Here is an 18,506-nt window from a genome sequence, read left to right as displayed (position 1 = left end):
TCGTCACCGACAGCACAACAACGAGACACTATGCCCGTATTTCCTCTCCCGGCCGTGAGCGCATTCGGCCGGCGCACTCTCGGGCTGGCGGCATTGAGCCTGCTGGCACTGACAAGCGCCCACGCGCAGGAAGCCACCGAGCGCACGCAGGTCATCGCCGTGCAGGCGTCCACCGCCGAGTGGAGCGATCCGCTGGAAGCACTGGGTACGCTGCGTGCCGACGAAAGCGTGACGCTTTCCGCGACCGTGACCGAGACCGTCGCCGAGCTCAATTTCGATGATGGCCAGCGCGTCGCCGAGGGCGAGCTGCTGATTCGCCTCGACGATAGCGCGGAACAGGCCGAGCTGCGCGCCGCCCAGGCCCTGCGCCGTGAACGCGAGCATGCCGTGCGCCGCGCCCAGCAACTGCAGGACCGCAACGTCGGCATCCGCGCCGACGTTGAGGATGCCCAGGCCCAACTCGCCCAGGTCGACGCGCAGATCGACGGGATTCAATCACTCCTCGCCGATCACCGCTTGCGCGCGCCGTTCGACGGCACCGTCGGTCAACGCAATCTCAGCGTCGGTGCGCTGGTCACGCCCGGCACCGAGCTGGTCACGCTCGACAAGCTCGATCACATGAAACTCGATTTCACCGTCCCCGCGACGGTGCTCGACATGCTCGCACCAGGGCTATCGCTCAGCGCCACCACGCCCAGCTATCCCACACGCACCTTTCGTGGCGAAGTGACCAGCATCGGCACGCGTATCGACCCCGTCTCGCGCAGCGTCAGCGTACGCGCTCGCCTGCCCAATCCCGAACGCACATTGCGCCCCGGCATGCTGATGGTGGTCACGCTGGAACGCAATCCACGCCAGACACTGATGGTGCCGGAGTCCGTCCTCGTGCCCAGCGGTGAACGCCAGTACGTGATGCGCATCGACCGTGACGCGGACAACCGCATCCAGCGCCATCCGGTGGAGATCGGCAAACGCCGCGTCGGCAGCGTCGAAATTCTCGACGGCCTCGCGCCGGGCGACTGGGTCGTCAGCCACGGCATGAACAAGGTACGCGATGGCGATCACGTGGATATCCTGGCGCTCGACGATGGCAGCCGCGAGATCAGCGAGATCCTCAAGGCCGCGCGTGACGGAGAAGACGGCTGATGCGCCTTTCCGATACCGCCATCCAGCGCCCGGTGCTGGCGACCGTCTTCGCACTGCTGTTGATCGCCTTCGGCATTCTCGCGCTCGAACGCTTGCCGGTGCAGGAATACCCCGCCATCGACCCGCCGGTGGTCAGCGTCGAGACGAACTATCCGGGCGCCTCGGCGGATGTCGTGGAAACGCGCATTACCCAAGTGATCGAAGACCGCATTGCCGGTATCGAGGGCATCGACCTGATCGAGTCGACCAGCAGCGATGGCGAATCGGAGATCGACATCACCTTCAACCTCGACCGCGACATCGAAGCCGCCGCCAACGATATTCGCGACCGGGTCTCCGGGGTCAGCGACAACCTGCCCGAGGAAGCCGACCCACCCGAAGTGGAAAAGGCCGATAGCAGCGACGACGTCATCATGTGGCTGAGCCTCACGGCGGAAGGCTACTCGGTCCCCGAATTGACCGACTACGCCAATCGCTACCTGGTCGACCGCTTCTCCACCCAGACCGGCGTCTCGCGCGTGCGCGTCGGCGGCGGCAAGGAATACGCCATGCGCGTGTGGCTGAAGCGCAATGCGCTGGCCGCTCGCGAGCTGACCGTCAGCGATGTGGAAGGCGCCTTGCGTGCCGAAAACGTCGAACTCCCGGCGGGCTTTCTGGAGTCCGACTCGCGCCAGTTCACCCTGCGACTGCCGCGCAGCTTCGAGACCGCCGATGACTTCCGCGACCTGGTCATCGACCAGGGCAACGACGGCTACCTCACGCGGCTAAGCGACGTGGCGCGTGTCGAAGTCGGCTCGGTGGAGGAACGTTCTCTGTTTCGCGGCAACGGCGTGCCCATGGTCGGCCTGGGCGTCATGAAACAATCAACCGCCAACATTCTCGAGGTCTCCCAGGGCGTCAAGGCGGAGATGGAACGCTTGGAATCGACTCTGCCCGACGGCATGCAACTGCGCCTCAACTTCGACTCCTCGGTGTTCGTCTCCGGCGCCCTGAAGGAAGTCGTCGCCACGCTATTCATCGCCATGGGTCTGGTCGTGGTGGTGATCTTCCTGTTTCTGGGCAACGTGCGCACCACGCTGGTGCCGGCGGTCACCGTGCCGATCTCGATCATCGGCACTTTCATCGCCCTGAATGCCTTCGGCTTCACGCTCAATCTGCTCACCCTGCTCGCCCTGGTGCTGGCCATCGGCCTAGTCGTCGATGACGCCATCGTGGTGCTCGAAAACGTCCACCGCCGCATGCAGCGCTATGGCGAAACACCGCTGGTAGCCGCGTTTCATGGCACACGCCAGGTTGGCTTTGCGGTCATCGCCACCACCCTGGTGCTGATCGCGGTATTCGTGCCATTGAGCTTTCTGCGCGGCGACATCGGCCGGCTGTTCTCCGAATTCGCGCTGACTCTGGCCGCCGCCGTGGCAATCTCCGGCGTGCTCGCGCTATCACTGGCACCGATGATGTGCTCCAAGGTCCTCGACCCGCGCATGCACGAAAGCCGCATCAGTCATGCCGTGCACACCCTGCTCGACGCCACCCAGCGGCTCTATCGCTATGTTCTGGTCACTCTGCTGCGACTGCGCTGGCTATGTCTGATCGTGTTCTTCGTCCTGCTCGGCGCCACGGCCTGGCTGTTTGCCGAGCTACCCAACGAATACACGCCGCAGGAAGATCGCGGTAACTTCTTCATCCTCGTCAACGGTCCCGAAGGTGCCACCTTCGATTACATGCAGGACTACATGGACGAGATCGAGGCGCGTCTGCTGCCGCTGGTCGACGCGGGCGAGATCCGCAACATCTCGGTACGCGCACCACGCGGCTACGGCAATATCGAGAACTTCAACGACGGCATGGTGGTGGTCAGTCTCGCCGACTGGGGCGAGCGGCGTTCGGCCTGGGAGATCATGGCCGACGTGCGCCAACGCCTCGCGAACCTGCCCGGCGTCGACGCCGCCCCGGTAATGCGACAAGGCTTCGGCGGGCGCATTCAGAAACCGGTGCAGTTCGTGATCGGCGGCGGCACCTACGATTCCCTGGTCACCTCGCGCGACCGCTTGCTCGAACGCATCCGCGAGGACGACTCGGGACTCACCGCCGTAGAGAGCGACTACAAGGAGACCCAGCCCCAACTGCGCATCGAGATCGACTACCAGCGTGCCGCCTCGCTGGGCGTGACCGTCGACACCATCGGCAGCACCCTGCAGACACTGCTCGGCGGACGCAGCGTGACCAGCTACGTGGATGACGGCGAGGAATACGACGTGATGCTCGAGGGCGAACGCGACACGCAGCGCAGCCCCAGCGCGCTGGACAACATCCAGGTGCGTTCCGAACGCAGCGGCGAATTGATCCCGCTGGCGAGCCTGGTCACCCTCAGCAACTACGCCGACGCCAGCGAACTCAACCGCTTCAACCGCGTCCGCGCGATCACTCTGGAAGCCAATCTCGAAGACGGCACCTCCATGGGCGAGGCACTGGGGTATCTCAACGCCATCGCCGACGAGGAACTGCCCGCCGACGCCATGATCGATTACAAGGGTCCCTCGCGCGACTATCAGGAAGCCAGCGGTGCCACCGCCTTCCTGATGCTCATGGGTCTGCTGGTGGTCTTCCTGGTGCTCGCGGCGCAATTCGAGAGCTTCGTACATCCAATGGTCATCATGCTGACCGTGCCCCTGGCGATCAGCGGCGCCCTGCTCGGCCTGTGGCTGACCGGCCAATCACTGAACATCTACAGCCAGGTGGGCATGGTGATGCTGGTGGGGCTCGCCGCCAAGAACGGCATCCTCATCGTCGAGTTCGCCAACCAGCTCCGCGACGAGGGGCGTGCCTTCCGCGATGCCCTGATCGACGCCTCGGTAACACGCCTGCGCCCGATCCTGATGACCGCCGTGACCACCATGGCCGGCGCCGTGCCGTTGATTTTCGCCAGCGGTCCCGGCGCCGAAACACGCCTGGTCATCGGTACGGTCATCTTCAGTGGCGTGGCCGCCGCGACGCTGTTTACGCTGCTCGTCGTGCCCGTGGCCTACGACCTTCTGGCACGCCATACCGGCTCGCCCGGCGATGTGGCGCGGCGTCTCGAGCGCGAAATGGACACGACAACACGTGACACGCCCGCGTCTTGATCAAAAAAAACCCGGCCATCCTAGCCGGGCATTTGCACGGCGTGTCCTTTGCCGTACATTCATCATAGGCGGTATGGCGACGTTTACCTGTCAGTGATATCTGACACGCGATGTACGTTTAACGCTGACAGCGCCTTGCATCACGCAAACTCTTCGGTATCGACATCCGCCTGCTGAGCATCGTTGTAGCGTCCGCCACGCACTTGATCGGGCGTCATCATGGCATTCAACGTGGTGAGCGATGCAGCATCCAATTGCAATGTCTCGGCTGCCAGGTTCTCGCGCATGTGCGCGACATCACGCGTGCCGGGGATGGGCACGATATCCGCACCTTGCGCCTTCACCCACGCCAGCGCCAATTGTCCCGGCGTTATCTCCAGCTCATCGGCCAGCGCAGTAAAATCCGCCAGCAGGCGCTGATTGTGCGGATAATGCTCGTCGCTGAAGCGCGGCATGCCGCGGCGCATGTCGCTTTCCTCCAGACGCGCCGGGTCCGGCACTGCATCCGCCAGAAAGCCCCGGCCCAACGGGCTGAACGCCACCAGCGTGGTGCCTCGTTCGCGACAGGCTTCAAGCAAGGCGATCTCAGGGTTGCGCGTCCACAGCGAATATTCCGACTGCACCGCCGCCACCGGATACTCGGCGTGGGCACGGCGTAGCGTCTCGGCGGAGACCTCGGAAAGCCCCACCGCACGTAGCTTGCCCTCCTCGACCAGTCGCCCCAACGCCCCGACGCTCTCCTCGATGGGCACCTGACGATCCATGCGATGCAGGTAATAGAGATCCAGCCGATCGGTACGCAGGCGCTGCAAGCTCGCCTCGCACTGGCGGCGCAGCGTCTCGGGACGCCCATCGATCACCTTGCGCCCCAATGCCGGATCGATCGCCATGCCGCACTTGCTGGCCAGCAGCAACTGATCGCGCCGCCCCTCGAGCGCCTTGCCCACCAGCGACTCATTCGCCGTCGCTCCGTAAAGCGTCGCGGTATCGAAATGGCGATAACCCATCTCGAATGCCGCCTGCAACGCCCGCACCCCTTCGTCCTCCGGCACCGGCGTCCCATAGCCATGGGACAAGTTCATGCAACCAAGCCCGATAATCGGCGACGCAGCCTCCTCCAGAAGAGATAACACATTCGGCATGGGGGAATCCTTGTAAACGAGTGGCATAAAGACCGACCAGCAGCCGGGATGACAGAGACACAGCTTAGCAAAATAACGGCATGCAAGGCTGCGGTTCCACAGGTGTTGAAAAGCTTCGGCTGGCGTTTCTGGAGCGCATTCACCACTGCCAAGTCCATCAAGCATCTTAAGGGCGGTGCATTGGCAAAGGAACTCGATGACCAGGCGCCGGTAGTCTGCACGCTTAGTACGCCCCATGAATCTGACGGGAGGGCGACTTAAGTATAGTTAACCAAAGTCGCATCCAGACGCTCTCGTGTATGCCGATAAACAATGAAATGAAGCATTCACGCTGAGTACGGGAGGTCGTCTGGATGGCCACGACAAAACACGGGGCGCACCGCGGTATTTCGCTAAGCCTGCAGGGCAAGGTTCTGCTGCTGGTTCTGGTGCCACTCTTCCTGGTGACTGTCACCCTGATCGGGGTAGTCGCCTACGACCTGACGCAGGCATCGCGCAATGCGCTGGCCGAGCAGCGCGACATGTTGGTCGAATCGCGTAAAGCCGCCGTACAGAACGTCATAGAAACCGCCAAGTCTGCCATTGCGCCAATCGTCGCCGAGGCCGGTCCCGACGATGCCGAAGCTCAGGCCCGCGCCAAGGAGATCCTCAGCAGCATGCGTTTCGACGGCAACAACTATGTCTTCGTCTATGACTATCAGGGGACTACGCTGGTGCAGCCGGTGAAGCCGGAGAGCATCGGCCAGAATGCCATCGAGACTCAGGACAAGCACGGCAATCTGCTGATCAGCGACATGATCGACCTCGCCAAGCAAGGGGGCGGTCATTACCAGTACGCCTGGCCGCATCCAGACAGCGGCGAGACCGAAACCAAGTATTCCTACGCCGCCGGTATCGACAAGTGGAACTGGATGCTGGGCGCCGGCACTTATGTCACCGGAATCGACGCGGCCATGGTCGCTGTCGAGGCTACCCAAGCGGCCGAACTGCGCAGAGTGCTGATCGCTACCGTACTGATCGGTGCAGCCATCTTCGTCATCGTTGCCCTCATCGCCTACTGGCTGACCCGGCGCACCATTCAACCCATCCGCCGCACCGCACATGCCATGCAGGACATCGCCCAGGGCAAGGGGGACCTGACCCTACGCCTCACAGTTGAAAGTCGCGACGAGGTCGGCGAGCTGGCGACCCAGTTCAATGCCTTCGTGGCACGCATGCAAGAGACCCTGCGCGAGGTGCGCACCAGCACCACCCATGTTACTCGCGCCTCGGAAGAAATTGCCCGCGGTAGCGAAGAATTGGCAACACGTACCGACCAGGCTGCCGCCAACCTGCAGGAAACCTCGGCCTCGATGGAAGAGATCACCTCCACCGTCACGCATAGCGCCGAATCGGCACAGCAGGCCAATCAATTGGCCCAGACCACGGCCGACGTGGCACGTCGGGGCGAAACCTCGATGAACCAGGTCGAGCGCACCATGAACGATATCAACGCCTCGGCGACCAAGATCGGCGAGATCATCACCATGATCGACTCGATCGCCTTCCAGACCAATATCCTGGCACTCAACGCCTCGGTGGAAGCGGCCCGCGCCGGCGAACACGGTCGCGGTTTCGCCGTGGTCGCCGAGGAAGTACGCACGCTCGCCAGCCGCTCCAGCGAGGCCTCGCGGGAGATACGCGAGCTGATCGATACCTCTGTCACGTACACGCGCTCGGGCACCGAACTGGTGCGCAATGCGGGCGAGACCATGCAGGAGATCGTCACCAGCGTGGCACGCGTCACCGATGTGATCGGCGAGATCAGCGCGGGCGCGCGGGAGCAAAGCAGTGGCATCAGCCAAGTCAATGTCGCGGTGACGGAAATGGACACCATGACCCAGCAGAACGCCGCCATGGTCCAGCATACCGCCGCCAGCGCCGACGCCATGCGCGAACACGCCCAGCGCCTGAGCCAATTGATCAACGGCTTCGTGCTCGGCGAGGACGAGGGATCGTCGGCATCTCGTCCACCTGCAACGCAGCCGGCGGTACACTCGACACCGGTGCGAAGCGAGAAAACCAAGTCGCCGGTATCCAGCGAGGGGGATGACTGGGAAGCGTTCTAGGTTTGTACGAATGATATCCCGACAAGCGGAACCGCGCTTCACTCGCAATACCGAGTGGCCGACAAATGTCCGTCACTCGGGCGAGACATCGGGAAATGGTTGTTTCTCGCGAATCCGCCCTCGAACATTCGCTAGGCTTTGGTCAAATAGTCATACAACGCCAATTCGCGTAAGGTGCTAATGGCTATCGCGCTATTTAATTATGGCAGACTCTCATGTCACCTTCACGAGGCGCTTCGTGACCGACCCCGCCACTTCGACGCCCTCCCCCGACACGGGCACTCCCGCACGTGCGGTGCCGGCGTTATGGATGCTGGTGCTCATCACGCTGGCCGGCACATTGGCCATGCATATCTTCGTGCCATCGCTACCCATTGCCGGCGAGGCTTTGCACGCCAATAACGCCCAGATGCAGTTGACGATCAGCCTCTACATTCTGGGGCTGGCGCTCGGGCAACTCTTCTATGGGCCATTGTCCGATGCGCTAGGTAGAAGACCCGCACTGATGCTGGGCATGCTGATCTACAGCGTGGCCGGCATCGTCGCCTGGCCGGAGGCATCTCGATGCTGGTCGTCGTGTTCGCCGGCTGGGCATCCGTCGTCACCCTTGAGGCTTCGATGCTGCTGTTCACGCTGGGCGTGGGCATGACCGGCCCAACGGCACTGACGCTGGCCGTCGGCATCAACCCCAAGGTTGTGGGCTCGGCCGCCGGCCTCTACGGATTTGCTCAGATGGGCATCGGCGCCCTGTGTACCGCGCTCGCCGGACTGGGTGACAATCCGGCTCAGGCAGCGGCCATGGTGCTGGCCACGGCCGCCATTATCGGGCAGATAGCGCTGAGAACCGCACTGCGGTTCGATCGCCAGGCAAAGTGACGGGGTCGATTCGCTTTAAATAGCGGGGCCTCAAGAATTAGCAGTACTACAAAAGCTGGGTGAAACACCACGTAGTAAGAACATCGATGAGGACACCCGAGTCCAAAGATGAGAATGTTAAGTATTCTTGTTAATGTGGATTGACGTCATGTTGAGTGATTCACCCAGCCACTACGGCAGCATCACGCGATGCCTGAACTGGCTCATCGCGATTCTGGTCATTCTTCAACTGACCAGCGTGTTCTTCAATATTCTGTGGGAGGGGAACGTCTACAGTCAGGCTGTCGTCCAGTGGCATACGACCATTGGCGTCGGCATTCTGACATTGATGGCCATACGCACGCTGTGGGCCATCTCGCAACTCAGACACCGGCCAGAGCACCATGGCGCACTTCAAAAGGCGGCGATATGGGGTCACGCGCTGATGTATCTAGTGCTGTTGCTGATGCCGCTGTCGGGTATGGCATTCACTTGGGGATCGGGCTACGGCATCTCTGTATTCGATACGACGTATTGGACCGACGCCGATGTGCCCTGGGCCGCCGCATTCGGCCAAATCCATGTGCCTCTTTCCTGGTTCCTCTCCGCGCTGGTGACCGGACATATCGTCATGGCGGGTTATCACCGGTTGATTAGGCGCGACGACACGCTAGATCGGATGCTCGGGCGCTAAGCGTTCACGGTGTCGTATCGTCTAGCGCCCCCTTGATGGCCTACTTCCCTGCCGTTGCTCGATCAGATGACGCACTGGACGAGTTTGGTCAGATGAACCTGAAAGCGCTGTGCCGCCATATGCGGGGCCTAAAGGAGACCTGACGCGGATGCCGGCTGTATGACGTATTCAGCGTACCCAGAGAGTTCACTGGATATCGTCCTGCCAATTCCTTTCCCCGCGTTCAGCCGCGACGCGCCGGAACGGAGAGCCCAGCGGGAGCGCAAGTTGATGACCGTCTTGGGCGAGCTCAATGGGAAGATGAGCAAGGGCACGGTGCGCCTGCTTGTGCCACACAAGAACGCCGCCTAGCACCTGCTCAGTTCGCACCGCACACATAGATGAACCACGCAATAGGGAGAATTGAAAACGGTGAAAACTTGAAGCCGGCCTTCCATGGCCTGCCACGACCCATGCTAAGTACGCAATGGCGTCCCTGGCGGCGGGCTTCTCCTGAAGCGCGCAGGTGCCTGACGGCATGCGTTTCAGCCTAGCGCCGCCGGAGAGTTGGCAATGTCAGCGATCACTGACGAGAAGAGTCAGTTAACTTGATCAGCTCGGAGAGAGCCAGTAGCCAGATAAAAATCACTCATATCGAAAAAATAACACCCGAGAAAAACTCAGGCGTAAAAATCCAAAAATCATCGACTTATATAAAAACTTACCAATCCTGCGTACGCAAATACAACAAAAAAAAGTTTAAAACCTCATCAAATATTTTTTCACTACATCCAAACGAAGCAGACGATGACACTTCCATACGACCACGTCTATAGCCTGTATGAAGCTGTATACGCACTTTCCCAATAAAAAATTCTTTGTTTTTCAAAAAAGAAACAGCATCCTCAAATGCATTTTTTGCCGACGTAAATACAATATCTGCTCTTGATGACTCATTAACAACAATCTTTTTTGCTTGCAACCTATCTATGCTATCAACCTCGAGCTCAGCAGACTCACCCAAAGCGGATAAGAATCCACTTATATCGACCTCGATAGTGCGGACATAAACTCCTGTTCGTATGGCATCAGACAACGATGAAATCAAAGACTTCAGTGTTCTGGGCGGATTATAAACCACCAAAAAGAAGCAGTCATCATGGGAAAATATCGAAAAAACACACTCCTCAAACCTTATTGTTTCAACTTCCGACTCATCTCCGTAGGGATCAACAACCAGCTCGCTATAGATAACCTTTTTTACAAACTTGGCTTTCAAGGAGCTCTTGTCGTATTCAAAAATCTCAAAACCTTTTTCTTGTTCACTACTATAATAATAGTGAGACAAAGCCTCCACCAGTCCATCAAGAGACTTGCCAATACGCAAGTTGACAATCTTAGCTTTCAACATCCTCGATCTCCTCGCCATCTTCCTCCATCACTTCTTCTATAGCACAGCGCGCGGCTTCTTCTATCTTTTTACCTAAAGCCCGCTCCTGCTGATTGTCAAATCTCTTCCTATGCTTATTATACTCCCCTCCTGCTTTATATCCATAATAACCTTTCGCCAAATAAGAAAAATTTCTAAACTTCTCAGGATCGGAGAACTGAGCCTCAAACTCATAAACATCAGAGTCGTGAAACTTCCCTTTTGACTGCCAAACAATTTTCCAAATATAAAACCCTCGATCGTAAAGCCCCCTCAGCTCATCCGAATGCAAAACCTTTTCCCCTTTGAGGGAAGCTTTCTTTATATGAACACCGGTATCAACCGGGTCTAATGACTCACTATCTTGATCTTCAAAACTGTCTTCTTCAGGCTCATCATCTACATTTTTAGGATGATAAATATACACATCTGAAACATCGTAATGTTTCAGATCCTCTAAATTATGAACAAGACGCTCAAAAAACTGAGTTCTGAACAAAGGATCTCTAACCCCCTCCATATTAATAGTGCTCACATCAACATCTTCATCAACATTATTTGATAACGCGTTTATAAAAAGATCTGTAATCTCTTGGACTGTTTCAGTGTGGGGCCTCCTGATGCAAAGGGCACCATTTTCTATGCTTAGATTAATGCTTGCTTCACGCTCAGAAACCTGCCTAAACTCGTTAACATTAAAATTTAAAACTCTATACTTAAGCGAAACCTCGACAACATCACCTACGCGATTTATGTGACATGAAGCATCGTACGCGCCTAGATTTTCTGATATGTCGTGAGCAGCCTCTTCCACTTGCTCGATTGAAAATTTTTCTGCTGGAACATAAGAAACCGTGGACTTATCTCTATAATTTCTAGAGTCCAAAGTGCGAGCCAGTTTTTCATAGTCATAATAATCATGGACAAACATTGAAAAATAATTTGCTAAATTATCACGCTTGGTTTCTGAAGAAACCAAAATACCTCTGGAGTAAAAAAGATCAACGATATCCGACTTCGTTACTTGTGATTGCTTAATCGCATCAGAAAGCGACTTATCGTTAGCGCAATAGATATTACCAGACTTCATCAGCTATCTCTCCAGCCAATATCAACCGAGCTGAAAACTTTTTTGACAGTTTCGACTCTTTCTATCTCAATCTCTTGTAGCAACCCTTTCTTATAACCATCGAACCCCCAAGCTTGGGAATATGCATCAATAGCTTTACTGAAATTAGAAATCATCTCGCTGCTACACTCATCACAAGCAACTCTAACTCTAATCTTAAGGCCACTTTCCAAAAGCTGATAGTTAGAAAGCATATCAAAAAAGTACATAAACTCATGATGAGTACTACCCGATCGATTGTAATAGACAACAAAGCCCATCGGGTACTCGCCTATTTGCTCGCCAGTACTTTCATCAAAGCGTTTCGCAACTTCGTGCTTAATAATCAAAAAAGGGCCAGTCAACATCTCGATTGTAGCTGGCCTTGAGGATGACTCACCGTGTGTCTTGTGAAGCCTAAGGTCCGGATAAAAGAAAGAATAATTTTTCTTGGGGAAGGTTCCATCAAAATGAAGCACCTTCATATCATTAACGATAGTAATAAGATAGGATATAAGCTTAGGATCAACAATGTGAATTTGCTGATTCTTCTCTAACGGAAGCTTGCCTAAATTAACCCCTCTTTTTTTACCTTCATCATCTGGAGGCCTTATATAACTATAAAAATGTTTATGAAACTCCCCGTCATGATTATACACAAATAGCATGCCTCTAACTTCAGGCTGCTCATCTTGCATATACGAGTAACGGTCTCTCCAAACAGGACTAACACGAGCACAGTCAATAGCTTTGGCCAAAGACCTCAGGGCATTCCTGATTGAAGAAGGATTAATTGAATCTCTTTTATAGCTCTTGAGATCGGCATTAAAAAACACCCTTTTATTTGTGTACGGATCAGTGTAATAAAACACAACATCCACAGGGTGTGTATACTCATCTTTTGTGCTATGCTTATTCGGCTTTGCACATGGGAAGTTTTCGTCCTTGAGATTCAAGCACTCCCACCTGAAATGCTTAAATATTTCCTCAGAAACCTTATTGGCCATCTGAGATATGTTTGAAGTCTCTCCCGCCATATATGCGTCCCCTGCGAAACAATCATCTAAATTTAATTAAAATATTCATCAACTAACCCGCCCAATCCGAATCTCAGACCGCCCTATGGTCTCCACGTCTTCCATGTCCTGTGGCTCGATCAATTCCTTCTCATAGCACGGGTTGTCGCTGATCAGCAGCCAGGGCGACGCGCTGGATACGTCACTCGGCGTGCACGAGCAGCAGGAACACGCCTTGGGGATATCCGCAGGGGCCTCAGGTCATCCTGTAGACTCTGGTTACCGACTCCAACGGCACAATGCACGCTATGTGAAATGACTCGATAGAAAGCTGGAGTTACCAAGCCCATCGCTCCCAAACATACTGCCACTCAGCACACTTAGGAAACACTACCGAAAGCCAAGGTCGCTGTCATTCCTAAATGAGCGGATATGCGACCAAACGGGGATGGCGGTGAAAACGAAAGCGAGGGCGGGAGCCGGGAAGTGCGGAGCAGACCTTCCAAAAGGCAGACACAAAAAAGCCGCTGATGGCTCAGCGGCTTTTCTAAATTCTGGCGGAGGGGGAGGGATTCGAACCCTCGAAGCCTTTCGACTTACGCGCTTTCCAGGCGCGCTCCTTCGACCACTCGGACACCCCTCCGCAAATTGTTGTCCCGTCGGAGGGCCTTGGCCTTCTCCGTCAGAACGGCGCACATACTATCGAGCTAAGTACTGTTTTGCAAGCGATTTTCCCTTCTGCGGAGAATCACTTGAGTACGGCGTAGCTGCCTTGAGCTTCCATGCAGAGAGTGTCGCCGCAGTAGACGCGCTGCACGAGCTTGATGCGCCCTCGCCCTTTCTCGCTGAGCGCGGTATCGAGCCTGGCAATACCGTCGGCTTCAAGGGGAAAGCACTGCATGTGGTAGTCGGTCGTCACGGGGGCGAGAAAACGCTGCTGGCCTTCGGCAATCACCACGTCTTGCGCCCTGCCCTGGGCACGTAGCCAGAGCGTCGTCCAGCACCAGCCAAGCAAGGTGGTCTCACCGGCAAGTGCACCGCCGAAGCCGGTGCCTTTGTCGTTGAGGTTGTCAGCCAGCGCTACCCGCCAGCTGAGTACTGAATCATCCCAGGCGGGCTGTTGGATGCCGTAATGCGCGACTTGAGGGATCGCCTCGCGCAGCCAGACGAAAAAGGTTTCGAGGTCTTCCCCACCGCCTGCCTCGGGCAACGGCAAGCGGGGATGCATCACCCCCGGTTGACGCGGTGTATCGTTCACGACCAGCGCTCGACGAAGTCTTCGGGATCGCGCTCGGGCAGCGGCTTGTGGCGCCCGCCCATCTGTCCGAGGTAGAGAAAGCCGACCAGTTCGTCGTCATCGGCGAGGCCAAGGCCTTCACGCACGGTGGGATCGAAGGCGTAGTGGCCGGTGCGCCACATGGCGCCCAGGCCTTGCGCCTGCGCGGCAAGCAGGATGCCATGCGCTGCACAGCCCGCAGAGAGCACCTGTTCGATACGCGGCACTTTGGGGTGATCCGGCGTGACCTTGGCGATCACTGCGATCAGCAACGGCGCCCGCTTGGGCTTCTTGCGCGCGGCGTCGAGGTGGCCGTCATCGATATGCGGATTGAGTCGCTGCTCGGCCTTGGCGTAAAGCTCGCCCAGTCGGTCGAGCCCCTCGCCAGAGAATTCGATGAACCGCCAGGGCATCAGGCCATCGTGATCGGGGGCTCGCAACGCGGCACGATAGAGTGCATCCAACTGCGCACGATCAGGGGCAGGCGCGGCCAGTTTTCCCATCGAGCTACGTTCATGAAGAAGGGTCATCGCCTCCACGGGCGTCTCCTTGGCCGTTGACTGTAATGACGATATGCGGTCGGCGGCGCGAGCGTTCAATGACGCTGGCGCTCGCTTTCCGGCAAAAATTCCGTCTACTGACGCGCGAGGCGTAGCGGCAAGGGGGGGCGCTCGCCGGGAGTGCCACGCCAGGGGCTGATATCCAGCCCGCCGCGCCGCACGTAGCGCGCCATGACCAGCAGCCGCTCCGGCCGGGCCCGCGCCATGAGATCGACGAACAGGTGCTCGACGCAGTGCTCGTGAAAGTCCTGATGCTGGCGGTAGGAAATCAAGTACTTGAGCAGCGCCTCGCGCACCAGTTTGGGGCCGCGATAGCGAATCAGCACGCTGCCCCAGTCGGGCTGACCGGTCACCGGGCAGTTGGACTTGAGCAGGTGCGAGTGCAGCGTTTCCTCGACGATCTCTTCGCCCACGTCGAGCAGTTCGGGCGTCGGCGTGTAGTGCTCGATGCTCACATCGAGGTCATCCAGACACTCGCCGGGCAGCGCACGCGGGGTCAGGGCCTCGTCCTCGACGCCGAACAGCTCTACCGTGACCGGCGCGCCCGCCGCCTGGGCCAGATCACGCTCGAGGGTCTCGACCACCGCTGCACGGCTATCGAAATGCGTCTGATTGAAGCTGTTGAGATACAGCTTCCAGGATTTCGACTCGATCAGCGACGGCGAATCGGCGGGCAGTCGAAACCGGGCCACCGCGACATGCGGCTTACCCTTTACGTCCAACCAGGAAAGCTCGAAGGCGTGCCATTCGTCCTCACCGACGAACGGCAGCGCGGCATCGTCGAGGCCCAGCGGGGCGCGATTGGCCTGCCGGGGAATGGGAAACAGCAAGCCGGCATCGTAGTGCTCGGGATACGCGGACTCGCGTCCTAGCGGCGCATGCTCGAGCGTATCGGCGCGTTCATTCATGTCAGCTACGAATCCCCTTGCCACGCTCGAGCATCCACAGACCCGCCATGAAAAACACCACGATGAATACGGCGATGGCCACCAGCGCCCCGCCGACCGGAATGTCCGAGACGCCGAGAATGCCGTAACGGAAAGCGTTCACCATGTACAGGATGGGGTTGATCATCGACACGCCTTGCCAGAAATCCGGCAGCATATGGATCGAATAGAACACCCCGCCCAGATACGTCAGCGGCGTCAGCACGAAGATCGGCACGATCGAGATGTCGTCGAACTTGTTCGCCACCAGGGCGTTGATGAAGCCGCCGATGGAGAACAGCAACGCCGTCATGATCACCACGGCGATGGTCACTAAGGGATGATGAATCGAAAGGTCGGTGAAGAACATCGACACCACGGTGACGATCAAGCCTACCGCCAGACCGCGCGACGCCCCGCCAACCACGAAACCGGCGAGGATCACCCAGTTGGGCATCGGCGAGACCATCATCTCCTCGACGCTACGCTGGAACTTGTTGGAGAAGAAGCTCGAAGCCACGTTGGAATAGCTGTTGGTGATTACCGCCATCATGATCAGCCCGGGGACGATGTAATCGATATAGGGGATATCGTCCATGGGCCCAATGCGCGAGCCGATCAGGTTGCCGAAGATGATGAAGTACATGGTCATGGTGATCGACGGCGGCAACAGGGTCTGCGGCCAGATACGCATGTAGCGGCGCACTTCCTTGGTCACCAGCGTCCACAGGGCGATCCAGGTCTGCCAGGCGTTCATGAGCGCACCTCCACCTTGTCGGTGGATCGGCCGCTTTCGGCATTGGCGTGTTCGACCATCGACACGAACATCTCCTCCAGACGGTTGGCACGGTTGCGCATCGAGACGATTTCGAAGCCCTGCGCGGAGAATTGCGCGAAGGCGTCGTTGAGCCGCTGACCACGCTCGACGGAAAGTGCCAGTTGCGTGGCATCGACACGTTCCACGCTGAAGCCTTCAAGCGTCGGCGCGGTCTCGACCGGATGCGCCAGATCGAGCAGGAAGGTCTCGGTATTGAGCTGGGCCAGCAGGTCACGCACGCTGGTGTTCTGGACGATATCGCCATGATTGATGATGGCAATGTTACGGCACAGACTCTCGGCCTCTTCCAGATAATGCGTGGTGAGGATGATGGTGGTGCCTTCACGATTGATGCGCTTCATGAATTCCCACATGCTGCGGCGCAGCTCGATATCCACCCCGGCGGTGGGCTCATCGAGAATCAAAAGCCGTGGGCGATGAATCAACGCGCGCGCAATCATCAGGCGACGCTTCATGCCCCCCGAAAGCATTCGCGCGCTGCCCTTGCGCTTGTCCCAAAGGCCGAGATCGCGCAGCAACTGCTCGGTGCGGGGCTTGGCCTCGCGCATCGGCATGCCGTAGTAGCCGGCTTGGGTCAGGACGATGTCCTCGACCTTCTCGAACTGATTGAAGTTGAATTCCTGCGGCACCACGCCGAGGTGATACTTGGCCTTGGCGAAGTCGCGGTCGATATCGATACCGAACACGCTCACGCTGCCACCGGTCTTCTGCACCAGGGACGAGACGACCCCTAGGGTGGTAGATTTGCCCGCACCGTTAGGGCCGAGCAACGCAAAAAAGTCGCCTTCGGCGACGTCGAGATCGATGCCCTTGAGGGCATGGAAACCATTACCGTAGACCTTGGTCAGCCCGCGGATGGACAGTGCTGGTTCTGCCATCTGGCGCACCCAATTCTTGATATTCGAAAGAAACCTTGCAAAGACAGCTGACAATGCGGGCACATCGAGAAAAATCAATGCCTCGAACGATGCACTGCGCGGCAAGGCAAACAATGAGAAGGCGAAGTGGCGTCCCATAGGGGGTTCGAACCCCTGTTACTGCCGTGAAAGGGCAGTGTCCTAGGCCACTAGACGAATGGGACGTATCAATACAGAAGGGGGGGAGTTGTTGAAGCGGGAAAGGAGATTCGACTGGGCTGGCACACCAGCTCCCGACCCTCACTTACCGTTTTGCTACTACCAAAAACTGGAGCGGGAAAGGAGATTCGAACTCCCGACCCTCGCCTTGGCAAGGCGATGCTCTACCGCTGAGCTATTCCCGCATCACGAACAATACTGCTACTGCGACCACAAACTGGAAGTGGCGTCCCATAGGGGGTTTGAACCCCTGTTACTGCCGTGAAAGGGCAGTGTCCTAGACCGCTAGACGAATGGGACGCATTTTGGAGCGTGACAGGCAATACTGCCTATCGGATGCTACCAAAAATTGGAGCGGGAAAGGAGATTCGAACTCCCGACCCTCGCCTTGGCAAGGCGATGCTCTACCGCTGAGCTATTCCCGCATTTCCAGCCACACGAGGTGAGTTGGCGTCCCATAGGGGGTTCGAACCCCTGTTACTGCCGTGAAAGGGCAGTGTCCTAGGCCACTAGACGAATGGGACGTGTCATCACTCGCCTCGTCGAGGTGCGGCGTATATTACTGGGCACCCCCGCGGGTGTCAACCCTCTGTCACGACACCCTTTTCTCATGGTCACTTTGTCCCCATATTGTAAGCCAAGTAGCGTTCACTGCCGCTACTAGGCCGCGACATCCCTCATGCTATATAAGGGCGTTCGGCATCGGCATGACGCATCACGACACTCACAATGCAGGAGGCGGCAATGAGCGACAAAACGCACAAAAGCGAGCAAGAATGGCAGCAGCAGTTAACGCCCGAGCAGTATCGTGTGACGCGCGAGAAAGGCACCGAACGCCCTTTCACCGGCGATCACCAAGTATCCGACGAACAAGGCATCTACCACTGTATCTGTTGCGGCGCTCCACTCTTCGAGAACGAGCATAAATTCGATTCCGGGTGTGGCTGGCCGAGTTTCGACCGCCCGCTCGCGGATGCCGGCGTCGAGGAACACCTGGATACGACCCACGGCATGCGCCGCGTCGAGGTTACGTGCCGGCGCTGCGACGCACATCTGGGACATGTATTCCCCGACGGCCCGCAGGAGACCACCGGGCAGCGTTATTGCATCAACTCGGTATCGCTCGACTTCCACCCCGGCGAGTAATGCCTCTGCATGAATCATGCATCTGGAGAGTGATTCGTCACGGCCGCCGCTCTGCTACCATAGGCGGCCGTTTGTTTGAGCTGGA

Annotated in this window: 17 protein-coding genes and 6 tRNA genes; 8 read left to right on the top strand and 15 right to left on the bottom strand. The window is 57.7% G+C overall.

Going from position 1 to position 18,506, the window contains the following annotated elements:
• Positions 1-30: 30 nt before the first annotated feature.
• Together L1071_RS04435 and L1071_RS04430 are read left to right on the top strand one after the other, a co-directional pair.
• The gene (locus tag L1071_RS04435) at positions 31-1,146 is read left to right on the top strand and encodes an efflux RND transporter periplasmic adaptor subunit (RefSeq protein WP_246969177.1); all 1,116 of its coding nucleotides are present in this window, start codon (positions 31-33) and stop codon (positions 1,144-1,146) included.
• Positions 1,146-4,268 (top strand): efflux RND transporter permease subunit, encoded by a 3,123-nt coding sequence (locus L1071_RS04430; RefSeq protein WP_246969174.1) that lies wholly within the window; start codon positions 1,146-1,148, stop codon positions 4,266-4,268. Before L1071_RS04435 ends, L1071_RS04430 begins: the two co-directional genes overlap by 1 nt.
• 140 nt (positions 4,269-4,408) lie before the next feature.
• Here L1071_RS04430 and L1071_RS04425 read toward each other — a convergent pair whose 3' ends face one another.
• The gene (locus L1071_RS04425; RefSeq protein WP_281504423.1) at positions 4,409-5,410 is read right to left on the bottom strand and encodes an aldo/keto reductase; all 1,002 of its coding nucleotides are present in this window, start codon (positions 5,408-5,410) and stop codon (positions 4,409-4,411) included.
• Between the two features lie 353 nt (positions 5,411-5,763).
• Here L1071_RS04425 and L1071_RS04420 point away from each other — a divergent pair, with 353 nt between their 5' ends.
• The 5 genes from L1071_RS04420 (at position 5,764) to L1071_RS04400 (ending at position 9,418) form a co-directional block, all read left to right on the top strand.
• Complete coding sequence (locus L1071_RS04420; RefSeq protein ID WP_246969169.1) at positions 5,764-7,518, top strand: methyl-accepting chemotaxis protein; 1,755 nt, start codon at positions 5,764-5,766, stop codon at positions 7,516-7,518.
• Positions 7,519-7,756: 238 nt separating this feature from the next.
• Complete coding sequence (locus tag L1071_RS04415) at positions 7,757-8,167, top strand: MFS transporter (RefSeq protein ID WP_246969166.1); 411 nt, start codon at positions 7,757-7,759, stop codon at positions 8,165-8,167.
• Complete coding sequence (locus L1071_RS04410) at positions 8,137-8,394, top strand: hypothetical protein (RefSeq protein WP_246969163.1); 258 nt, start codon at positions 8,137-8,139, stop codon at positions 8,392-8,394. Before L1071_RS04415 ends, L1071_RS04410 begins: the two co-directional genes overlap by 31 nt.
• Before the next feature lie 148 nt (positions 8,395-8,542).
• Positions 8,543-9,067 carry a cytochrome b gene (locus tag L1071_RS04405; protein ID WP_246969161.1) on the top strand — a complete coding sequence of 175 codons (525 nt, stop codon included), beginning with the start codon at positions 8,543-8,545 and terminating at the stop codon, positions 9,065-9,067.
• Positions 9,068-9,226: 159 nt separating this feature from the next.
• Positions 9,227-9,418 (top strand): hypothetical protein, encoded by a 192-nt coding sequence (locus tag L1071_RS04400; protein ID WP_246969158.1) that lies wholly within the window; start codon positions 9,227-9,229, stop codon positions 9,416-9,418.
• Between the two features lie 349 nt (positions 9,419-9,767).
• On the opposite strand, the gene L1071_RS04395 is transcribed toward L1071_RS04400, so the two are convergent.
• The 14 genes from L1071_RS04395 to L1071_RS04330 all read right to left on the bottom strand — a co-directional run bounded on the left by L1071_RS04395 (position 9,768) and on the right by L1071_RS04330 (position 17,799).
• Positions 9,768-10,457, bottom strand: a complete 690-nt coding sequence (locus L1071_RS04395; protein WP_246969155.1) for a phospholipase D-like domain-containing protein — start codon at positions 10,455-10,457, stop codon at positions 9,768-9,770.
• Positions 10,444-11,565, bottom strand: a complete 1,122-nt coding sequence (locus L1071_RS04390; RefSeq protein WP_246969152.1) for a hypothetical protein — start codon at positions 11,563-11,565, stop codon at positions 10,444-10,446. The genes L1071_RS04395 and L1071_RS04390 overlap by 14 nt, the downstream gene beginning before the upstream one ends.
• Positions 11,565-12,620: a PD-(D/E)XK nuclease domain-containing protein gene (locus tag L1071_RS04385; protein ID WP_246969149.1), complete on the bottom strand. Its 1,056-nt coding sequence runs from the start codon at positions 12,618-12,620 to the stop codon at positions 11,565-11,567. The genes L1071_RS04390 and L1071_RS04385 overlap by 1 nt, the downstream gene beginning before the upstream one ends.
• Positions 12,621-13,154: 534 nt before the next feature.
• Positions 13,155-13,242, bottom strand: a tRNA-Ser gene (locus L1071_RS04380).
• Positions 13,243-13,347: 105 nt separating this feature from the next.
• Positions 13,348-13,827 (bottom strand): YiiD C-terminal domain-containing protein, encoded by a 480-nt coding sequence (locus L1071_RS04375; RefSeq protein ID WP_246969818.1) that lies wholly within the window; start codon positions 13,825-13,827, stop codon positions 13,348-13,350.
• Between the two features lie 26 nt (positions 13,828-13,853).
• Positions 13,854-14,414: a nitroreductase family protein gene (locus tag L1071_RS04370; RefSeq protein ID WP_246969147.1), complete on the bottom strand. Its 561-nt coding sequence runs from the start codon at positions 14,412-14,414 to the stop codon at positions 13,854-13,856.
• 95 nt (positions 14,415-14,509) lie between these two features.
• On the bottom strand, positions 14,510-15,343 hold the full coding sequence (queF, locus tag L1071_RS04365) for an NADPH-dependent 7-cyano-7-deazaguanine reductase QueF (protein ID WP_246969145.1): 834 nt from the start codon (positions 15,341-15,343) through the stop codon (positions 14,510-14,512).
• A gap of 1 nt (position 15,344) precedes the next feature.
• Complete coding sequence (locus L1071_RS04360; protein ID WP_246969143.1) at positions 15,345-16,118, bottom strand: ABC transporter permease; 774 nt, start codon at positions 16,116-16,118, stop codon at positions 15,345-15,347.
• The gene (locus tag L1071_RS04355) at positions 16,115-17,077 is read right to left on the bottom strand and encodes an ABC transporter ATP-binding protein (protein WP_246969141.1); all 963 of its coding nucleotides are present in this window, start codon (positions 17,075-17,077) and stop codon (positions 16,115-16,117) included. The genes L1071_RS04360 and L1071_RS04355 overlap by 4 nt, the downstream gene beginning before the upstream one ends.
• Positions 17,078-17,204: 127 nt before the next feature.
• Positions 17,205-17,280, bottom strand: a tRNA-Glu gene (locus L1071_RS04350).
• Between the two features lie 105 nt (positions 17,281-17,385).
• A tRNA-Gly gene (locus tag L1071_RS04345) sits at positions 17,386-17,460 on the bottom strand.
• Positions 17,461-17,499: 39 nt separating this feature from the next.
• Positions 17,500-17,575: transfer RNA gene (locus L1071_RS04340), tRNA-Glu, on the bottom strand.
• Between the two features lie 50 nt (positions 17,576-17,625).
• A tRNA-Gly gene (locus tag L1071_RS04335) sits at positions 17,626-17,700 on the bottom strand.
• A 23-nt stretch (positions 17,701-17,723) separates the two neighbouring features.
• Positions 17,724-17,799 (bottom strand) — tRNA-Glu (locus L1071_RS04330).
• Between the two features lie 220 nt (positions 17,800-18,019).
• On the opposite strand from L1071_RS04330, the gene msrB reads away from it, so the two are divergent.
• A complete protein-coding gene (gene msrB, locus L1071_RS04325) occupies positions 18,020-18,421 on the top strand; it encodes a peptide-methionine (R)-S-oxide reductase MsrB (RefSeq protein WP_246969139.1) in 402 nt (133 codons plus the stop codon).
• Positions 18,422-18,506 lie beyond the last annotated feature (85 nt).

This window comes from Chromohalobacter sarecensis (genome assembly GCF_023061135.1).
Classification (GTDB): domain Bacteria; phylum Pseudomonadota; class Gammaproteobacteria; order Pseudomonadales; family Halomonadaceae; genus Chromohalobacter; species Chromohalobacter sarecensis.
This window is presented reverse-complemented; position numbering and strand designations above follow the sequence as displayed.